This window comes from Comamonas sp. 26 (assembly GCF_002754475.1).
In the GTDB taxonomy this organism is placed as follows: Bacteria; Pseudomonadota; Gammaproteobacteria; order Burkholderiales; family Burkholderiaceae_C; genus Comamonas.
The window spans coordinates 897,833-916,309 of the sequence record NZ_PEFL01000001.1 but is presented as its reverse complement, the minus strand read 5'-3'; the positions used below and the strand labels follow the sequence as shown (position 1 = coordinate 916,309).

The window sequence follows — 18,477 nt, the reverse complement described above, 5'->3', positions numbered from 1 at the left end:
TGTATAGACAAGCGCAAGAAACTGTTTTCACTCAAGAAAAAAGCCTGCCAATGCAATCGCACCAGCAGGCTTTGAAATTCCGGACTACCCAATCAGGCAACCAATCCGGATGCACTCAAACGTTCAGGTCACTTCAGCTCGATAGGCGTCTTGTTGCCAGCTACGTATCGGCTCAGTGTGTAGCTGGGGTTCTTCATTTCGCCGTTCTTCTCGAAAGCGATCTTGGAGGTCACACCCGAGAACTCCGACTTCTGCAGGAAGGGGATATAGACCTTGGGGTCCCAGGAATTGGCGCGCTTCATGGCGTCGGCCAGCAGCATGGTGCCGTCATAGAAGTACGGGCTGTAGACCTGGAACTGGCCGGGGTACTTGGCGTCGTAGCGCTTCTTCCACTCGGTTCCGCCAGGCATCTTGGCCAGCGATGCACCACCGTCGGCGCAGACCACGTTGTCCAGCGGCTTGGCGCCTGCGGCCACCTTGGCCAGCTCGGTCACGCAGATGCCATCGCCGCCAAACATCTTGACGTCATTCATACCCAGCTGAGCCATCTGACGCAGCATGGGACCAGCCTGTCCGTACATGCCACCGTAGAAGATGGCATCGGGCTTCTTGGCCTTGATGGAGGTCAGGATGGCCATGAAGTCCGTGGCCTTGTCGTTGGTGAACTCGTTGGCAACGATCTTGATGCCCTGCTTTTCCGCATCCTTCTTGAACACGTTGGCCAGCCCCTGACCATAGGCCGTGCGGTCGTCGATGACGGCAATGTTTTTGAGCTTCAGGGTCTTGGCCGCATAAGTGGCCAGCGCCGCGCCCAGAGCGTTGTCGTTGGCGATCACGCGGTAGGTGGTGTTCCAGCCAGGCTTGGTCAGATCAGGGTTGGTCGCCGCGCCGGTAATCATGGGAATACCGCAGTCATTGAACACCTTGGACGAGGGGATCGCCACACCGGAGTTCACAAACGCCACAGCGCCCGCCACCTTGTCATCGCACAGTTTCTGCGAAGCCGCCGTGCCCTGCTTAGGGTCAGCCACATCGTCTTCTGCCACCAGTACGAACTTGACCTTCTTGCCGGCAATTTCCATTCCCTTCGCGTTCAGGTCTTCAATGGCCATGCGCACGCCATTTTCATCATCCTTGCCGAAGTGCGCCTGAGGGCCAGAGGTCGGGCCAATATGGCCGATCTTGATGACCTGCTCCTGGGCCATGGCGCCCCCCGCCATTGCTGTTACTGCTGCCGCGATACACAACTTGCCAAAATTCTTCATTGCGCACTCCACTCGGTTGAGACAAGGCGCTACCTTATGCCTCGTTACAGGCAGTTGGCAATGAGGCAATCACATAGGTGCAAGGAGTGCTACACCGGTACAACAATCAGTGTTTTCAGGGATCGGCAAGGCCGCCCAGCTGTGCTTTAAAAACTGTAAGAAAACGGATGCAGGAAGTGGGGGCACTTCCTGCCAACGCCATGCCCCGCCGCTGGGCATGGCTCGCACTATCTCAGTGCAGATCAGGCGGCTTTGGCCTGCAGCAAGGCATCCAGCTTGGCGTGCTGGTCCAGCGTGTTCAGGCAGGCGTGGGCCACTTCTGCGCCCTTTTTCACAAAGTGCTGGCGGAAGAATTCCACATGGTCGCCATGCTCGTGGAAGTCACGCGGTGTCAGCACGGCAGAGAACACAGGCACTTCAGAATCCATCTGCACACGCATCAGGCCGTCGATCACAGCCGTTGTCACAAACTCGTGACGGTAGATGCCACCGTTGACGATGAGCGCACAGGCAATCACTGCATCAAAGCGGCCGCTTTGCACCAGCTTCTTGGCCATGAGAGGGATTTCAAAAGCACCGGGGACGCTGAAGTGCTGGATGTTGCCGGCCTGCACGCCTTGCGCCTGCAGTTCAGCCTGCGCTGCATCGCGGGCCTGGTACACCACTTCGGTGTGCCAGCTGGCGCTGATGATGGCAATGCGGCTGCGGCCCGCCGTAGCCTTCCAGGGGGTACCTGCGGAAGTGGCGTGGGTTTCAAAGTTCATGGTGCTAGGGGTCTGATTCATGGTGGTATTTCCAAAATTTCCAATGAATCAGGGCGTGCGCAAAGACACCCACCCATGCGGCAGCGATGGCTGCAACAAAAGCAAATGCTGCGCGATCTCTTTCATCCGGACTATGACCGTCGGCTCTGGTATCTCACCAGATCTGCTGACCCTGTGGACTCTGACGAGACCAAAGGCGCTCGCGGGCTGCTGCAGTCCGGACCATAGGTCTGGCTGCAGATACCGCCGGTGGGGAATTACACCCCGCCCTGAGAACGCTGCTTTGCGGTGAATGGTTTCACCACAAGGCAAAGTCATTCTAGCGACGCTTTGGTGCAGCTTTTGGCAAAAGGGTCACTATTGCGTCACTTCCAGAAATCAAGAAAAAATGGCTTGAAGCGCATACAAATAAACCGCTAGCAGCTATCAAATTGAAGTACGCGACCCGTAAGTCAACCTCGGCTGGCAGCCACACGTTAAACACAGCAAGACCCCGTCATCGCTTTCGCGTTGACGACCACTTCACAAGGCCAATCATGAAACCGTCTCTGCAGGCATTGATGTCCACCTCCACACGCTGGGCCACCATGGCCGCCATGGCTGCGCTGTGCACGGCCTGCGCGGTGCCCGGCGAGTTTGACTCGGGCTATGGCGGTGGTTACGGCGGTGGTTACGGCGGAGGCTATGGCGGCAGCTACGGCGCCACCACCATCTACAACAGCCAGCCGGCCTACCCCGCCTATCCGGTATATCAAGGCCAGAACCGCAACGACTGGATGCTTCGCGAGCGCGAACGCCGCGATTGGGAGCGCCAGCGCGACATTGAGCGTGAACGCACCCAGAATATGCGTGATCGCGAGCAATGGCAGCGTCAGCAGGAGCGTGATCGCACCCAGCAGCAACGCGATCAACAACGCCAGCAAGAGCAGCAGCGCCGCGACTGGGAGCGCCAGCAATCCCAGAACAATCGCGATCAGGACCGGATGCGCCGCGAGCAACAGCAGCAGATACAGCAGCAAAACAGACCGCGTGATCAGGAACAATCCACCCCGAACAGGGCATGGCAGCGGCAATGGCATGTATCTCCCCATAAACAGGCGGATGGGGATTAACAAAGACTGGAGCACAGCATCCAGCAGCAGAGATAGCCAAGAGCAATCAGTTGCCTGTAATCTCCGGTGACTGATCTCTACCTCTTTCTTGATGTCAAGTGAGGAGTCATATATGTCACGGCTATCTGGCGACACCACCAACCTTCATTATTTCCATCCTCGTTTCACCATGAAAAGCGTTGGATTGCTATTTGTTTTCATGCTCGGAGCAACTCTGAACGCCCAGGCCCAGGTCCTGCGCTGCGTGGACGCCAAGACCGGCGAGGTGACCTATACCAACGGCCGCTGCATCTCGGGCGAGATGAGCACGCAAATTCAAGCCCCACAAAGCGCCGAAGAAATTGAAGCCGAACGAGCCCGCGCCCTCAAGGCCCGAGAGCGCAGCAAAGCCGAGATAGCCCGTGCTGAGGCACAGCGCCGCCAGCGTGAAGAGCAGGAGCGCAAGGAACGCGAAGCCGGGGAGAGAGCGCAGGCCCGGGCTGGTGGCAACCTAGAAAACTCCCCCGCCTGCCGCCAGGCCCGTGAACGCTACAACGCCATCCTGGCCGAAGCCAATCCCGACCCTGCCACTTGGGGAGAGCGCAGTCAGGCCGCCCAGGCCCAGATGGAAATGAGCTGCCTAGGCGCTGCCGCCTATCAGCAACTGCAGCAAACCCGGGCGCTGCAGCCCAATGCCATCAACCGCCCACAATGGGGTTATGGCCGGCCACCCCATGGATATCCGCCGGTGCGCCCGACTCCATCGCAGCCGCCGGCCAAGATCGTCAACTGCAATGTCTTCCGCTGCTACGACAACCGCGGCGGTGTTCATCCGATACCGTGATTCCCCCTGAGCGACAGCACTTTGAAGGTGCCTCAGCGTTTGCGCGAACCAATTGCCGAACCGCTATGCGTTCTCAAGCAAGCCTTGCAGCACTGTGGGGTAGCGCAACCTGAGCCCCAGCTCTTTCTTGAGTCGCTGATTCGACAGCCGCCGTGACTCGCTCATAAAGCTCAACAAGCTGGCTGGCAGCTCGGTCTGCGCCAGTTCACGCGAAATACGCGATGGCCTGGCCATGCAGTACAGATCGGCGGCCAGATCAAAGTAATCACCCATCTTCAGCTGCGTGTCGTCACTGGCGTGATAGATGCGCTGCGGCTTTCCGCGCCACAGCGCCCGCAGGCAGGCACGGGCCAGATCATCGGCATGAATGTGGTTGGTATAGACATCATCGGCTGCCAGCAACACCGGCGTGCCCCGCTGCAGGCGCGAGCGCGGCGTGCCACCTTCGCGGTCAGGCGCGTAGATGCCGGGAATACGCAAGATGCTGGCCCGCAGGCCTGAGCGCCCGGCAAAGCGCACAGCCCGCTCAGCATTCACGCGGCGCTGCGCCCGGCCTGTGGTGGGTGCAACGGCCCTAGTCTCAGCCACCCATTGCCCCTGACAGTCACCATACACACCGGAGGTCGATGCATAGACCAGACTGCGCGGCAGGCTGCGCAAGCGCAGGGCCTGCATCAGTGCCGTGGTGCGCGCATCTAGCCACCAGCCCTCCTCAGCCTCCGACAGCGCAGGCGGAGGAGCCAGATGCAGCACCCGCGTGGCGATGCCAGCCAGCCGGCGCAAGCTACTCATGTCATCCAGATCACCCCACAGCGGCAAGACGCACTGCGCCCGCAACTGAGCGGCACGCTCTGGATTGCGGCTCAACGCCAGCACCTTGACTCTGCTGCCGAGCAGCCGGGCCGCCCGCTGGCCGACATCGCCATAGCCAGCGATCAATACACGTTCACGACGAAAGCGCGCTGGTAGCGCACCCAATGGGCTTTGGTTTGAGGGCAAAATCGGGGCCTGCTGCGTACACGAATAGAGGGTCATCCACGCTGCTGCGAATGCAGCAACGCTGGGCAATGACTGCCAGTTACGCCTTCAAGGATACCTATAAAACGCCATGACCGAGATTGCCAACGCTTCGTTTGAAATTACCGTCCAGCCCAGCGGACGCTCTTTTGCCACTCAAGGCGCTGAAACCATTCTGGCCGCAGCGATCCGCACCGGCGTCGGCCTGCCCTACGGCTGTAAAGATGGTGCCTGCGGCTCCTGCAAATGCAAGAAGATCAGCGGCGATGTAAGCCACGGCACGCATTCTGACAAGGCCCTGAGCGCCGATGAAGAAGCCAGCGGCTATGTGCTGACCTGCTGCGCCACGCCCCACAGCGATGTGGTGCTGGAGTCGCGCCAGGTGACCGATGCCAGCTCTTTCCCCATCAAGAAAATGCCCGTGCGCGTGGCCGCGCTGGAGAAAAAATCGCACGACGTGATGCAGGTTCGCCTGCAACTGCCCGCCAGCGAAAAATTCCAGTACCACGCCGGTCAGTACGTCGAATTCATTTTGCGCGACGGTGCCCGCCGTGCCTATTCCATGGCCACCGCCCCTCATGTGCAGGAAACCACGCCCGGCCTTGAACTACACATTCGCCACATGGAAGGCGGTAAGTTCACCGACCATGTCTTTAGCGGCATGAAGGAAAAAGAAATTCTGCGCGTGGAAGGCCCGTTCGGCAGCTTCTTCCTGCGGGAGGATTCAGACAAGCCCATCATCTTGCTTGCCTCTGGCACCGGCTTTGCCCCCATCAAGGCACTGATCGAGCACATGCGCCACAAGGGCATCAATCGCCCCACCACGCTGTACTGGGGTGGTCGCCGCCCTGCTGACCTGTATGACGCCAGCTGGATTGCCGAGCACACTGCCGCCATGTCGCAGTTCAAGTACGAACCCGTGATCTCGGACGCTCTGCCTGAAGACGCCTGGACGGGCCGCACCGGCTTTGTGCATCAGGCTGTAATGGCCGACTTTGCCGATCTGTCCGGTCATCAGGTCTACGCCTGTGGCGCTCCTATCGTGGTGAATTCGGCCCGCGCCGCTTATACCAGCGAACGCGCCCTGCCTGCCGAAGAGTTCTATGCGGATGCATTCACCTCCGAAGCCGACAAGTAAGTACCTTTAATAGCGCGAACCCCGATGCTTTCCATCTTTCATCGGGGTTTACGCGCAAAATTCCTGTTTGAATAACTACCTTGTCTGACAGGGTTGCAATTTTTTGCACAATAGTGAGCTATGAACCGTAGAAACAGCCTTCTCTCGGTCATGGCGGCTGTTGCTGCCATGACCTCCCCCCTCTCCCAGGCCCAAGAAACCATTCGTCTGATCGTGCCTTATGCGCCCGGTGGTCCGCTGGACATCACCTCTCGCGCACTGGCGGAGCGCGTGCGTGATTCGCTGGGCGTTGTCGTCATCGACAACAAGGCTGGCGCGGGCGGCAACATCGGTGCCGACGCGATTGCCAAGGCCCTGCCTGATGGCCTGACCATCGGTCTGGCAGCAACCGCCACCCATGCCGTCAACCCCTGGCTCTATGCCAAGATGCCCTACGACGCAGGCAAGGACTTTGCCGGCATCACCCAGATGGTGCGCGTGCCCAATGTGCTGGTGATGAATGCCGCCAAGGCTACCCAGCTCAACATTCACAACATGGCTGACCTCATCAGCTACGCCAAGAGCCACCCTGGCAAGCTGAACTACGGCAGCGGCGGCAATGGCTCTGCAGGCCATCTGGCCGGTGAAATGCTCAAGCAAAAGGCAGGCATTTTCGCCCTGCACGTGCCTTATCGCGGTGCCAACCCTGCCCAGCTGGCCTTGCTGTCGGGTGAGGTGGACTTCAATATCGACAACCTGGCTGCCGCCGCCCCCAATATCAAGAGCGGCAAGCTGGTAGCGCTGGCCGTAACATCGCTCAACACCTCGCCCCTGCTGCCCGGCGTACCCGCTCTGTCCAAGACCTACCCCGGTTTTGCGATTGACACCTGGTGGGGTCTGGTGGCACCCGCAGGCACACCCAAGCCCGTACTGGACAAGCTGAGCAAGGCCTTCAACGACGCCCTGCAAGCCCCAGAGACCAAGACGCGCTTCAGCACACTCATGGCTGAACCCGTGGGCTCCACGCCAGCCGAGTTCGACAAGTTCATGGCCGCAGAGCGCGCCAAGTATCAGCCCATCGTCAAGGCCTCTGGCGCCAAGGTTGACTGAGTCAATCTAGCGATACGTTGATACAAAAAGCCCCGGCAGCAGCGATGCTCCGGGGTTTTAATGTTTCAGACCTCTAGCGCTTAATAAATAAGCGCTAGCAGCTATCAAAACAGTAGTTTATTTTTGCCACCAGCCTTGCGACTGGCTGCGTTCAATACCCTGATCGGCCACGGCCTGTAGCTGCTCGGCGCTCACACACTGAGGTGCAATTTCAGCCAGCGGCACCAACACAAAAGCGCGCTCCCACATGCAGGGGTGGGGCACGATCAGCACCGGATCCTCCGAGCGCCATTCGCCCCAAAGCTCGATATCCAGATCCAGCGTGCGTGGCGCGTTGCGGTAGGGACGCTCGCGTCCGGCCTGCAACTCAAGTGCTTGCAGCGCTTGCAAAAACGCCAGTGGTGCCTGCTGGGTACGCACCAGCGCCACAGCGTTCAGATAATCCGGCCCTGACGAATCAATGGGCTTGGTGCTGTAGAGCGAAGAAACGGCCAGCAACTGCGTCTGCGCCAGTTGGGCCAGGGCTTGCACGGCCCAACTCAGCGTTTGCTGCGCATCCCCCAGATTGGCCCCCAGACCAATGGCCACCGTATCAGCTGCCAAGGCAGCCAAAGCGGAGTCAGGCTTATTCATCACCACCGGTGGTTGCGCTGCCTGCTGCGGGCTTGCGGCGGCGACGGCGGCGCTTTTTAGGCGCATCGCCCTCATTGACTTCACTCGCGACTTCTTCCAGCGGACTGCTCGCGGCCTCGCCTTCGGCTTTTTTCTTCGCCACTCGGTGCACCTTGGGCGCTGCCTGCTGCTGGGTACGCTGGCGGGCACGCTGCTCATCGCGGGCCTGAGCAATCAAGTCAGCGCGGCGGGCATCATCGGCGTGCTGGAATTCCTGCCACCAGCTGGCCAGGCTCTCTTCCACCTCACCAATGTCGGCACGCAAGCGCATAAAGTCAAAACCAGCGCGAAAGCGCGGCTGCGCCACCATGGAGTTAGGCGTTGCACCTGTGCGCTTGTCAAAGCGGGGCTGCATGACCCAGATTTCGCGCATGTCCGCAGCCAGCTTGCCGCGGCCCGACACATCGCCAATGCGCTGGTCAAACACTTCGTCAATCGACTCCTGCAGCGCGGGGAAGGGGTGATAGCCCTTACCCAGTCGCTTTTCCCAGCCTTGCTTGACGTCTTGCCACAGCACGCAGGCCAGCAAGAAGCTGGGGGCCACCGGCTTGCCTTCGGCGACACGGCGGTCGGTATCCATCAGCGCGGCTTGCACAAACGGGTGGTCGGCACGCTCCATCACCACATCCAGCAGCGGATAGATGCCGCGCGACAGGCCCAGCGCCTTGAGCTGCTCCACCGATGCAATGGCGTGGCCAGTTTGCAGCAGCTTGAGCATTTCGTCGAACAAGCGGCTTTGCGGCACTTCCTGCAGCAGCGGCTCGCATTCAACCAGCGGCTTGGCGGTCTTGGCTTCAAGCTTGAAGTCCTTGCTGCTCAGCTTTGCGGCAAAACGCACCGCGCGGATGATGCGCACCGGATCTTCGCGGTAACGCGTAGCCGGGTCGCCAATCATGCGCAACACCTTCTTCTTGGCGTCTGCAATACCGCCGTGATAGTCGACCACGATTTGTGTCTCGGGGTCGTAATACATGGCGTTGATGGTGAAGTCACGGCGCGTGGCGTCCTGGTCCTGCGGACCCCAGACGTTGTCGCGCAGCACGCGGCCGCTGGCGTCCACGGCATGCTTCATGCCCGCCAGCTCGTTCTTGCTGGTACGTTCATTGCCGCTGACTTGCTCGGCCGCGCTGTTATCCAGAAAGGCGCGGAAGGTCGAGACTTCGATAACCTCGTTTTCACGACCACGGCCATAGACTACGTGCACGATGCGGAAACGCTTGCCGATGATGAAGGCTCGGCGAAACAGGTTTTTGACCTGCTCGGGCGTGGCGTTGGTCGCCACGTCAAAATCCTTGGGACGCAAGCCCAGCAACAGATCGCGCACGGCACCGCCCACCACATAGGCTTCAAAACCTGCATGTTTGAGGGTCTGCACGACATCTACGGCGCGGCGATCCACCAGGTTAGGGTCGATGCCGTGCACTTGCACCGGCACTTCATCACGTTTGCCAAACTTGGGCTTGCGCGAACGGGGGGCCGCCGGGGCTTTGCCCAGGAGCTTGTCAATAATGGTCTTGATCATGGTGCTTCGCTAAATAGGTCCACGATGCGCCAGCCGCGTTCCTCGGCCAGGGAACGCAAGCGCGCATCGGGGTTGGTGGCCACAGGGTGATCCACTTTTTCAAGCAGGGGCACATCGTTCATGGAGTCGCTGTAGAAAGTCGCTTCCACGTCTTCCCAGCGCAGGTTTCGCTCTGCCAGCCATTCGGTCATGCGCACAACCTTGCCTTCGCGCATATTTGGAATGCCGGCAATTTCGCCCGTAAACCAGCCCTTGGCATCGCGCACCAGCTCGGTGGCAAGCAGGTGCTGCACGCCAAAAGCCTTGGCAATCGGGCCAGTCACAAACTCATTGGTGGCCGAGGTAATGACCACGGTATCGCCCGCATTCAGGTGTTTTTGCACCAGTTCAATGGCAGCAGGCTTCATGGCTGGACGGATCACTTCGTCCATAAAACGCTGATGAGCGGCAGTCGATTCCGCTTCGCCATGCTCGACCACGGCAGCCGTGGCAAAGCGCACATAGTCGGGAATATTGAGCTGCCCAGCCTGATAGTCTTCAAAAAAAGCATCGTTCTGGCGACCAAAGGCCTCCTGATCGCACCAGCCAATAGCGATGGAGAACTCGCCCCAGCCGTGGTCAGAATCCAGCGGCAGCAAGGTGTGGTCCAGATCAAAAAGGGCCAGCTTTGGCTTGTTCGGCAATTCAGAAGCAGTCGACATGCAAATCCAACAAAAAGGGCTGTGGCATGGCCAAAGCGGGGAGCAAGGCACTCGGCTTCACTCAGTTTCCAGCATGGTTTTGAGCAGCGGGATGGTGATGGCGCGTTTGCTGCGCAATGCAAAGCCGTCCAACATGTCCAGCAGTTGCATCAAAGATCCCAGATCGCGTGAGAAGCGCCTGAGCATGTAATCCATCACGTCGTCACTCAGAAACACACCGCGGGCATCGGCTTCCTGTCGCAGCACGGCGCGGCGTGCGGGTTCATCGAGCAAATGCAGCTGATAGACATGGCCCCAGCCAAGGCGGGTGCGCAGGTCTTCACGCAGTTTGAGGTCAGCCACTGGCAATTGTCCGGCACCCAGCACCCAGCGCGGCAAGCCGGTCGCAGGGCTTGTGGCATTCACAAACCAGTTGAAGGCCCGCGCCTGCTGAAAAGGGGTGTAGATGTCCACATCATCCATGAGCACGGCAATCCAGCGCTCATCAAACGCTGGAGGAAATGGAGTGGAGGCATCCATCCAGCCCACCATGGCGCCCTGCTCGCGCAGCGCTTCACGCACAGCCTTGAGCAAATGACTTTTTCCTGACCCCGCCTCACCCCAGAGGTAAGTGGGTACTGGCGTTCTTGTTTTTTGAAGCTGACCATCGCCCACCCAGTGACGCAGATGGTCAATCAGGGCAGCGTTGGGGCCCACAAAAAAACGCGACAAGGTCGGGCCGGGAGCCGTGCTGATATCCAGAGCCAGTTGCTTCATCTGCGGCATACGCGCAGCGCCCCCTTTCCTGGGCATTCAACAGCCCATGCGGCGAAATCTGGCAGGAGATTTATCAGCATCAATGTGAAGGAGACGGTGGCCTGGATATGCACTCCAATCAAGCCCCGCAAAAATGCACTGGCCCGATCGCGCGGTAACAAAAGCACTAATTTTAGTCTGCACTGGCAGCCCCTGAGCCAGTTCAGGCTGATTTTGCCTACTGCCGTTGTTGTAGTCAGGCTATGAATGCTCCAGCAAAACCCTTTGGCGCATGTCGGCCCGCACCCGAGAACAAGGTAAGCGCCGTAGAATCCCGGGGTTTCCCGCCCATGCAGGGCGCTCCCCGCACCGGACCCATCGATGAGCTCTTCAGCATCCTCCTCTACCCCCATTTCCTACAAAGACGCAGGCGTTGATATCGACGCTGGCGACGCACTGATTGAGCGCATCAAGCCTCTGGCCAAGAAAACCATGCGCGATGGCGTGATGGCTGGCATCGGCGGCTTCGGCGCGCTGTTTGAAGTGCCCAAGCGCTACAAGGAACCCGTGCTGGTCTCCGGCACCGACGGCGTGGGCACCAAGCTCAAGCTGGCCTTCGAGTGGAATATGCACGACACCGTGGGCATCGACTTGGTGGCCATGAGCGTGAACGACGTGTTGGTGCAAGGCGCCGAGCCCCTGTTCTTCCTCGACTACTTTGCCTGCGGCAAGCTGAATGTGGATACGGCTGCTGCCGTGGTTGGCGGTATCGCCAAGGGCTGCGAGCTGTCTGGCTGCGCACTGATCGGCGGCGAAACCGCTGAAATGCCCGGCATGTACCCCGACGGCGAATACGACCTGGCAGGTTTTGCGGTTGGCGCTGTCGAAAAGTCCAAGATCCTGACCGGTCAGAACGTCAAGCCTGGCGACGTGGTGCTGGGCCTGGCCTCGCACGGCGTGCACTCCAACGGTTTCTCGCTGGTGCGCAAGTGCATCGAGCGCGCTGAAGCCCAAGGCTCCGTGCCCGAGACTCTGGACGGCAAGTCTTTCAAGGCCGCCATCATGGAACCCACCCGCCTGTACGTAAAGAACGTGCTGGCGGCGCTGGACAAGCACCCCATCAAGGCGCTGGCCCACATCACCGGCGGCGGTCTGCTGGAAAACATTCCCCGCGTGCTGCCCGAAGGCACTGCCGCTCACCTGACAGCCGGTAGCTGGCCCCAGACTGAGCTGTTTGCCTGGCTGCAAAAGACAGCTGGCATTGACGATATCGAAATGAACCGCACGTTCAACAATGGTATCGGCATGGTGGTTGTGGTGGCCGCAGAAGACGCAGCCGCTACAGCAGCCACTCTGGCCGAGCTGGGCGAGAAGGTCTACACCATCGGCGCCATCGCAGAAATTGGTGCAGGCAAGCCGGTTGAAGTACGCTAAGCACATCTTCAATACAGCCCCTCTACCCCGAGCTTGAATGACGCAGCATTTGCCAGCCCCCATCACGACGCAACCGGGTCCTTCGCCCAAGGTCATATTGGCCAGTTACTTGTTGATGGGAGCGGCACTGCTGCTCGTCATGCATCAGGGGATACTCCCCGGCCTGCTGTGCGTGTGCGTGGGCTTCATGCTTACCCGCGCACTGTCTCGCCTGCTGTCTCGGGCCAATCCTCGCGCCTTTCACAGCAACCAGCTCCCTCGCTGGACCCAGGTGGTCGCAACCACCATCGTGATTCTGGCGCCGCTGGCCTTGCTTAGCGGCGCCCTGTCACACACCCGCACCTACATCACCGAAGCGCCAGCCCAGTACAAGGAACTACTGGACTACCTGGCAACCACGGTGCTTGAGCTGCGCGAAAAGCTGCCTTCAGACATTGCTGATCAACTGCCTGACGGCGCCCAAGACATTCAGCGCAAGCTGGCCACTTACCTGGCCGCCAAAGCCGGCGTGCTGGCCAATGCGGGCCGCGCCTGGCTCACCGGCCTGCTCTACGCCTATGTGGGCCTGATCATTGGCGCGCTAGCCGCCGTACGCCCCATTACCGCGCGCCGCCCCCCACTGGTCTGCGCGCTGCAGCAGCGCATAGGCCACTTTGCGCTGGCCTTCAAGCAAATCGTGGCGGCCCAGTTCTGGATTGCGGCCTTCAACACTTTGCTTACCTCCATCTTTCTGCTGGTCATCCTGCCGATCTGGAAGCTGCAACTGCCCTACACCCCGGCCCTGATCACCCTGACGTTTGTAGCCGGACTGATTCCCATCGTCGGCAACCTGCTGTGCAACGCCGTGCTGACGCTGGTGGGCTTGTCGGTCTCGCCCGTTGCTGCTGCAGCATGCCTGGGCTTTCTGATCCTGATTCACAAGGCCGAATATGTCATCAACGCCAAAGTAGTAGGCACTCGCACCCATATGGGCGTATGGGAGCTGCTGGCCGTGATGTTTGTGGCTGAATCCGTTTTTGGCCCCGCTGGGCTGGTGGCTGCCCCGCTGTTCTACGCCTACCTCAAGAAAGAGCTGGAAGCTGCGCAGCTGGTATGAGCCATCAACCCGCTTGACGCAGTCTGGCAATAGCCTTGGCGATCAAATCAGCCTCCAGCCCATGCGCAACAAGCGCATAGCGCTCCAGATCCAATAGCGCTCTTGCAGGCACTCCCCATTGGGCATACGCCATACCCCGGTCTCGGTACAGCTCATCGCGCTCAGGCTGCAGCAAGATCAGGCGATTGAGCACAGCCACCAACATGGCCCAGTCTTTTTGGGCATGGTGAATTTCCTGCAAATTGCGCAACATGCGCCCCATCACATCGCGCGGGTGGGCAGCCTGTAGGTACAGACCTAGCGGCGGCGCATCTTCAGGCGTAATGCCTGTTTGATCGAGAAAGGGCTGCAGCCGCTCTGCCAGCGCATTGGCTGAATAAGAGTCGCCCGTCAGAGGGTCTTGCACCACCTGCCCCTGCGGCAAACGCACCTTGACCAGAAAGTGACCGGGAAAGCTGATGCCTTCTACCGGTAAATCAATGCTGTTCGCCAGCTCCAGCCAGATCAGCGCCACACTGATGGGAATGCCGCGCCGCGTTTGCAACACATGGTGGATATAGCTGTTGGCGGGGTCGTAATAGTTATTGAGGTTGCCCGCAAAGCCCAGCTCACCATAAAAGAATTTGTTGAGTGCACTGAGCTTGCGCAAGCCATCATCCTCGCCAGCCAGACGCTGCACCAGCCGCACCTGCAGGCGGTCTAGCTCGGCCTGCGCGGATTGCAGATCCAGGTCAGGCTCGGCATCTTGCGCAATGCTGATGGCCGCCTCCATCAATGCAAAGTTATCGTCGCTTTGCACCAGAGACGCAAAATAATTCAGGGCAGTGGGGTACTCGTCAATCGTCCAGCTCATAAGCGGCTTTGTAAGCCGCTTATGAGCGAGTTGCAAGCGAAATTCCCTTGATACGCCGATAAACCGTGCGCAAGCCGCTCACATTTTCATGGACAGCTGAACCTTTAACGGCGCAGCAACTGGCGCAGATTCAGCCCCGACAGCATCAGCACGCCAAAGTACAGCACGGCAGCTCCAGCCATCAGGGCGGCCAGCAGGCCAGCACGCAGCAAGCCATTGCTGCGCAGACCCACCCAGTCAAAATGCTGGCTGCCCCAAAGCAGCAGCACAGCCAGCAGCACGCTGGCAGCAATCACCTGTGCAATAAACTTCAGCCAGCCGGGCTTTGGCTTGTAGGTGCCGCGGTGCAGCAGGCCGATCAGCAGCCAGGTGGCATTGATCAATGCCGCAAGGCCAATGGACAAGGCCAATCCCGTGTGCTTGAGCCAGGGCACCAGCGCCAGATTCAGCAGCTGGGTGATGATCAGCACCACCACCGCAATCTTCACGGGGGTGCGAATATCCTGACTGGCGTAATAACCTGGCGCCAGTACCTTGATGGCGACCAGACCCAGTAAACCAGCTCCATAGCCCATCAAGGCCAGCGCAATCTGCCCCACATCGCTGTCATGCAGCGCACCGCGATGGAACAGCGTGGCCACCAGCGGCGTTGCAAACGTGAGCAAGCCCACTGCGCAAGGCACGGCCAGCAACACGACCAGACGTAGACCCCAGTCCAACATATTGGAGTAACGCTCGTCATCGCCCGCAGCCTTGGCAGAAGCCAGCTGCGGCGTCAGCACCACGCCCAGCGCCACGCCCAGCAAGGCCGTGGGAAATTCCATCAAGCGGTCCGCGTAGAACAGCCAGGTCACGCTGCCCGGTGCCATATAAGAGGCAATCTGGGTGTTGATCATCAGCGAAATCTGCGCCACGCCCACACCCAGCAAGGCCGGTCCCATCAGCGACAGAATGCGGCGCACACCGGCTTCATCCCATGCGGCGCGAATAGCCGCAGGCGCAAAACCAATGCGCGGCATGAGCGACATGGCGCGCAGCGCAGGAATTTGCACCGCCAGTTGCAGCACACCGCCCAGCATCACACCGCCAGCCATGGCATAAATCGGCTCAATGCCCTGCTTTTGCAACCAGGGCGCACCAATCAGCGCTGCCGCAATCATGCTCAGATTCAGCAACACAGGCGTAGCCGCTGGCACGGCAAATTTCTTCCACGTATTGAGAATGCCCGCCGAAAGCGCCACCAGTGACATGAAGCCGATATAGGGGAACATCCAGCGCGTCATCACCACGGCAGCGTGATAACCATCAGGGGACTGACGCATGCCGCTGGCCAGCAGCCACACCAGCAGTGGAGCACCCACCACGCCAAGCACGCAGACGACGAGCAGCGACCAGAACAATATCGTGGCCACATGCCCGATCAGCTGGCGCGTAGCCTCCTCGCCATTTTTGGTCTTGCTGGCGGCCAGCACAGGCACAAAGGCCTGACTGAAAGCACCTTCGGCGAACAGACGCCGGAATAGATTGGGAATTCTGAAGGCGACATTGAACGCGTCTGTGAGCGCATTGGCTCCGAACATGGAGGCCATGAGCAGATCACGCACCAGCCCCGAAATACGGGAGGCCAGCGTCATCAGGGATACGGTGGAGGCGGCTTTGAACAGTGACACGCAGCGAAGTGTATGCGTTCACGCCAGCGACTGCAGGCCGATTTGTGGTGCTTTTCACTCTGTAGCAAACATGCAGATCCGAAGCAGACGACATCTCGCCAGTCAGACATGCCGCAAACCAGTGATGCCAAGCAAGGGCCGCCTCGTAACGATGACATTGCCCCTCCCGCGAAGCAGGAGGGGAAGAAGCCGCGAAGCGGCACAGGGAGTGATACAATCCATGGCTTTGCTGACATCATCCTCAGACACAAGGAAATAAATCATGGCAACTAAAGCCAAAAAGAACCCCCGCCTGGCTTCTGGCCGCAAGCGCGCCCGCCAGACAGTCAAGCTGAACGCTGCGAACACTTCGCTGCGTTCCAAGTACCGTACTGCTGTCAAGAATGTCGAAAAGGCTGTTGTGGCCGGCGACAAGACCAAGGCAGCTGAACTGTTTGCCAAGGCTCAGTCCGTGATCGACCTGATCGCCGACAAGGGCATCTTCCACAAGAACAAGGCAGCTCGCGATAAGAGCCGCCTGTCCGCCAAGGTCAAGACCCTGGCTCTGGCTGCTTAATACCAGCCTCCCCCAAGCACGGATGACTTCGGTCATCTGCCGTTTGTAATGGGTGCGCTGTCAGCAAAAACATCAAAACCGCCTTCGGGCGGTTTTTTTGTTGCCCGCAATTTTTCTGCTTTTCAGACGCAGTCATCACTCTCTTCTCCGCCCCTGGCTGACGCCTCTAATACCAATTGATTAGCGTCAATTTTCGACTTCCCTAGGACAATCCCTAGCTCGGAGAGTCTTATGTCTTCTACAGGAATTGCTCTCCACACCGCCGCAAAAAGTCTGCTGCCTGCCCGCAGGCTTTTTCTGTAGTCAAGCCTAGAAGAAGTCATGAAAAAATCGATCAAAGCAGGACTAGGTGCCGTCGCGGCCCTGGTTCTGGTCACGCTATTATTTTTATTTTGGCCACTGTTCCCCCGCTCGGTCCCCAAGGCCGAGAACGAGCAACCCGTGGATGTGGTGATGGTTGGTGCCGGCGTGATGAGCACTACGCTGGCCACATACCTGCAGGAGCTGCAGCCCGACTGGAAAATCGAGGTCTTCGAGCGCCTGGACGGTGTGGCCCTGGAAAGTTCCAATGGCTGGAACAACGCTGGCACGGGTCACTCGGGCTTTGCCGAACTGAACTACACCCCCCAGCTACCCGACGGCAGCGTGGAAACCAAGCGCGCAGTGGGCATTGCCGAGCAGTTTGAAGTAACGCGTCAGTTCTGGGCTCACCAGGTCGGCCGCGGCTTCCTGCAATCACCCGAGACCTTCGTGAATGCCACGCCGCACATGAGCTTCGTCTGGGGTGACGACAATATCGCCTTCCTGAAGAAGCGCCAGCAGGCCCTGATCCAGAACCCCTTGTTCTACGGAATGCAGTATTCCGAGGACCAAACACAGATCAAGAAGTGGGCCCCACTGATGATCGAAGGGCGCGACCCAAGCCAAAAAATCGCCGCCACCTACATGCCTCTGGGCACCGACGTGAACCACGGCGTCTGGACCGAGCAGCTCATGGCCTCGCTGCAGAAGAGCCCTAACTTCAGCCTGCACCTGCAAAGCGAAGTCACGGCCCTGCGCCAGAATGCAGACAAGACATGGAACGTGACCGTGGCCGATCTGGCCAACGGCCGCAAGGAAAAGACCGTCAAGACCAAGTTTGTGTTCGTGGGCGCCGGCGGTGCCGCACTCAAGTTGCTGCAGGCCTCGGGCATCCCCGAATCCAAAAACTACGCCGGTTTCCCCGTGGGCGGCCAGTTCCTGGCCATCGAGAACCCCGAGCTGGCAGCCCGCCATGACGTGAAAGCCTACGGCATCGCCTCTACCGGCTCCCCTCCCATGTCGGTGCCTCACCTGGATGCCCGCAAGCTCGACGGCAAGCCCGTGGTGCTGTTTGGCCCGTTTGCACTCGCAACGACCAAGTTCCTCAAGAACGGCTCCTGGTGGGATCTGTTCTCCTCGGTCAATCATGACAACCTGATGGGCATGCTGCGCGTGGGCATCCACAACCTGGACCTGGTCCAATACCTGATGCAACAGGCCGAGCTGACCGACGAAGACCGCCAGGCCGTGCTGGCCCAGTACTTCCCCCATGCCAAGCGCGAGGACTGGAAGCTGGTCACCGCTGGTCAACGCGTGCAGATCATCAAGCGCGATTCCGAAAAGGGTGCCGTGCTGCAGTTCGGCACCGAAATCGTGGGCTCCGAAGACGGCAGCATCGCCGCCTTGCTGGGTGCCTCGCCCGGTGCGTCGACCGCTCCCCACATCATGCTGAACCTGCTCAAGAAGTCCTTCCCCGAGCAGATGGCCAGCGCCGACTGGAAGAGCCACATCCAGCAGATCGTCCCCTCGTATGGCCGCAAGATCAATGAAGACGCGACTTACACCAACGAGATCCGCCGCATGACCAGCTCGGCCCTGAAGCTGCCTTATGTGGACGTGCCTGCCGATCTGGGCAAGAAGGCCGAAGCGGCTACCGCTCCCGCCCCTGCCGCTGCCCCCCAGAACCCCACACAGCTGAACAAGGAAATGCAGGCGCTCTAAGCCCTGCT

17 protein-coding genes and 1 riboswitch are annotated in these 18,477 nt (G+C 59.6%); of the genes, 8 read left to right on the top strand and 9 right to left on the bottom strand.

Going from position 1 to position 18,477, the window contains the following annotated elements; all coding sequences use genetic code 11:
* Positions 1–128: 128 nt before the first annotated feature.
* Positions 129–1,265: a branched-chain amino acid ABC transporter substrate-binding protein gene (locus tag CLU84_RS04215; RefSeq protein WP_099736080.1), complete on the bottom strand. Its 1,137-nt coding sequence runs from the start codon at positions 1,263–1,265 to the stop codon at positions 129–131.
* Positions 1,266–1,507: 242 nt separating this feature from the next.
* The gene (locus CLU84_RS04210; RefSeq protein WP_099736079.1) at positions 1,508–2,050 is read right to left on the bottom strand and encodes a 6,7-dimethyl-8-ribityllumazine synthase; all 543 of its coding nucleotides are present in this window, start codon (positions 2,048–2,050) and stop codon (positions 1,508–1,510) included.
* Between the two features lie 89 nt (positions 2,051–2,139).
* Positions 2,140–2,310, bottom strand: a riboswitch (FMN riboswitch).
* Positions 2,311–2,565: 255 nt separating this feature from the next.
* On the opposite strand from CLU84_RS04210, the gene CLU84_RS04205 reads away from it, so the two are divergent.
* Together CLU84_RS04205 and CLU84_RS04200 are read left to right on the top strand one after the other, a co-directional pair.
* Positions 2,566–3,141, top strand: coding sequence for a hypothetical protein (locus CLU84_RS04205; RefSeq protein ID WP_233209921.1), 576 nt, complete (start codon positions 2,566–2,568; stop codon positions 3,139–3,141).
* 112 nt (positions 3,142–3,253) lie between these two features.
* Positions 3,254–3,964, top strand: coding sequence for a DUF4124 domain-containing protein (locus CLU84_RS04200; protein WP_233209920.1), 711 nt, complete (start codon positions 3,254–3,256; stop codon positions 3,962–3,964).
* Between the two features lie 63 nt (positions 3,965–4,027).
* Here CLU84_RS04200 and CLU84_RS04195 read toward each other — a convergent pair whose 3' ends face one another.
* Entirely contained in the window at positions 4,028–4,903 is an 876-nt protein-coding gene (locus tag CLU84_RS04195; protein WP_233210074.1) for an SDR family oxidoreductase, read from the bottom strand.
* 169 nt (positions 4,904–5,072) lie between these two features.
* Between CLU84_RS04195 and CLU84_RS04190 the strand changes: the two genes are divergently transcribed.
* Together CLU84_RS04190 and CLU84_RS04185 are read left to right on the top strand one after the other, a co-directional pair.
* A complete protein-coding gene (locus CLU84_RS04190) occupies positions 5,073–6,119 on the top strand; it encodes a CDP-6-deoxy-delta-3,4-glucoseen reductase (protein ID WP_099736076.1) in 1,047 nt (348 codons plus the stop codon).
* A 120-nt stretch (positions 6,120–6,239) separates the two neighbouring features.
* Entirely contained in the window at positions 6,240–7,208 is a 969-nt protein-coding gene (locus tag CLU84_RS04185; RefSeq protein ID WP_199173683.1) for a tripartite tricarboxylate transporter substrate binding protein, read from the top strand.
* A gap of 117 nt (positions 7,209–7,325) precedes the next feature.
* Here the strand turns inward: CLU84_RS04185 and folK are convergent, their stop codons facing one another.
* From folK to hda, 4 genes are read right to left on the bottom strand one after another with little or no spacing between them, the layout of a single operon-like run.
* A complete protein-coding gene (gene folK, locus CLU84_RS04180; RefSeq protein WP_099736074.1) occupies positions 7,326–7,841 on the bottom strand; it encodes a 2-amino-4-hydroxy-6-hydroxymethyldihydropteridine diphosphokinase in 516 nt (171 codons plus the stop codon).
* A complete protein-coding gene (pcnB, locus tag CLU84_RS04175; protein WP_099736073.1) occupies positions 7,834–9,402 on the bottom strand; it encodes a polynucleotide adenylyltransferase PcnB in 1,569 nt (522 codons plus the stop codon). Before pcnB ends, folK begins: the two co-directional genes overlap by 8 nt.
* Entirely contained in the window at positions 9,399–10,103 is a 705-nt protein-coding gene (locus CLU84_RS04170; RefSeq protein WP_099736072.1) for an HAD family phosphatase, read from the bottom strand. The genes pcnB and CLU84_RS04170 overlap by 4 nt, the downstream gene beginning before the upstream one ends.
* Positions 10,104–10,160: 57 nt before the next feature.
* On the bottom strand, positions 10,161–10,859 hold the full coding sequence (gene hda, locus CLU84_RS04165) for a DnaA regulatory inactivator Hda (protein WP_199173682.1): 699 nt from the start codon (positions 10,857–10,859) through the stop codon (positions 10,161–10,163).
* Positions 10,860–11,219: 360 nt separating this feature from the next.
* Here hda and purM point away from each other — a divergent pair, with 360 nt between their 5' ends.
* Both purM and CLU84_RS04155 read left to right on the top strand, forming a co-directional pair.
* The gene (gene purM / locus CLU84_RS04160) at positions 11,220–12,272 is read left to right on the top strand and encodes a phosphoribosylformylglycinamidine cyclo-ligase (RefSeq protein ID WP_099736070.1); all 1,053 of its coding nucleotides are present in this window, start codon (positions 11,220–11,222) and stop codon (positions 12,270–12,272) included.
* A gap of 37 nt (positions 12,273–12,309) precedes the next feature.
* On the top strand, positions 12,310–13,368 hold the full coding sequence (locus CLU84_RS04155; RefSeq protein WP_099736069.1) for an AI-2E family transporter: 1,059 nt from the start codon (positions 12,310–12,312) through the stop codon (positions 13,366–13,368).
* 4 nt (positions 13,369–13,372) lie between these two features.
* Here CLU84_RS04155 and CLU84_RS04150 read toward each other — a convergent pair whose 3' ends face one another.
* Positions 13,373–14,221: a SirB1 family protein gene (locus CLU84_RS04150; RefSeq protein ID WP_099736068.1), complete on the bottom strand. Its 849-nt coding sequence runs from the start codon at positions 14,219–14,221 to the stop codon at positions 13,373–13,375.
* Positions 14,222–14,325: 104 nt separating this feature from the next.
* Entirely contained in the window at positions 14,326–15,891 is a 1,566-nt protein-coding gene (gene murJ, locus CLU84_RS04145) for a murein biosynthesis integral membrane protein MurJ (protein ID WP_099736067.1), read from the bottom strand.
* Positions 15,892–16,153: 262 nt separating this feature from the next.
* Here murJ and rpsT point away from each other — a divergent pair, with 262 nt between their 5' ends.
* Positions 16,154–16,447 carry a 30S ribosomal protein S20 gene (gene rpsT, locus CLU84_RS04140; protein WP_099736066.1) on the top strand — a complete coding sequence of 98 codons (294 nt, stop codon included), beginning with the start codon at positions 16,154–16,156 and terminating at the stop codon, positions 16,445–16,447.
* 321 nt (positions 16,448–16,768) lie between these two features.
* Positions 16,769–18,469, top strand: a complete 1,701-nt coding sequence (gene mqo / locus CLU84_RS04135; RefSeq protein WP_099736065.1) for a malate dehydrogenase (quinone) — start codon at positions 16,769–16,771, stop codon at positions 18,467–18,469.
* Positions 18,470–18,477 lie beyond the last annotated feature (8 nt).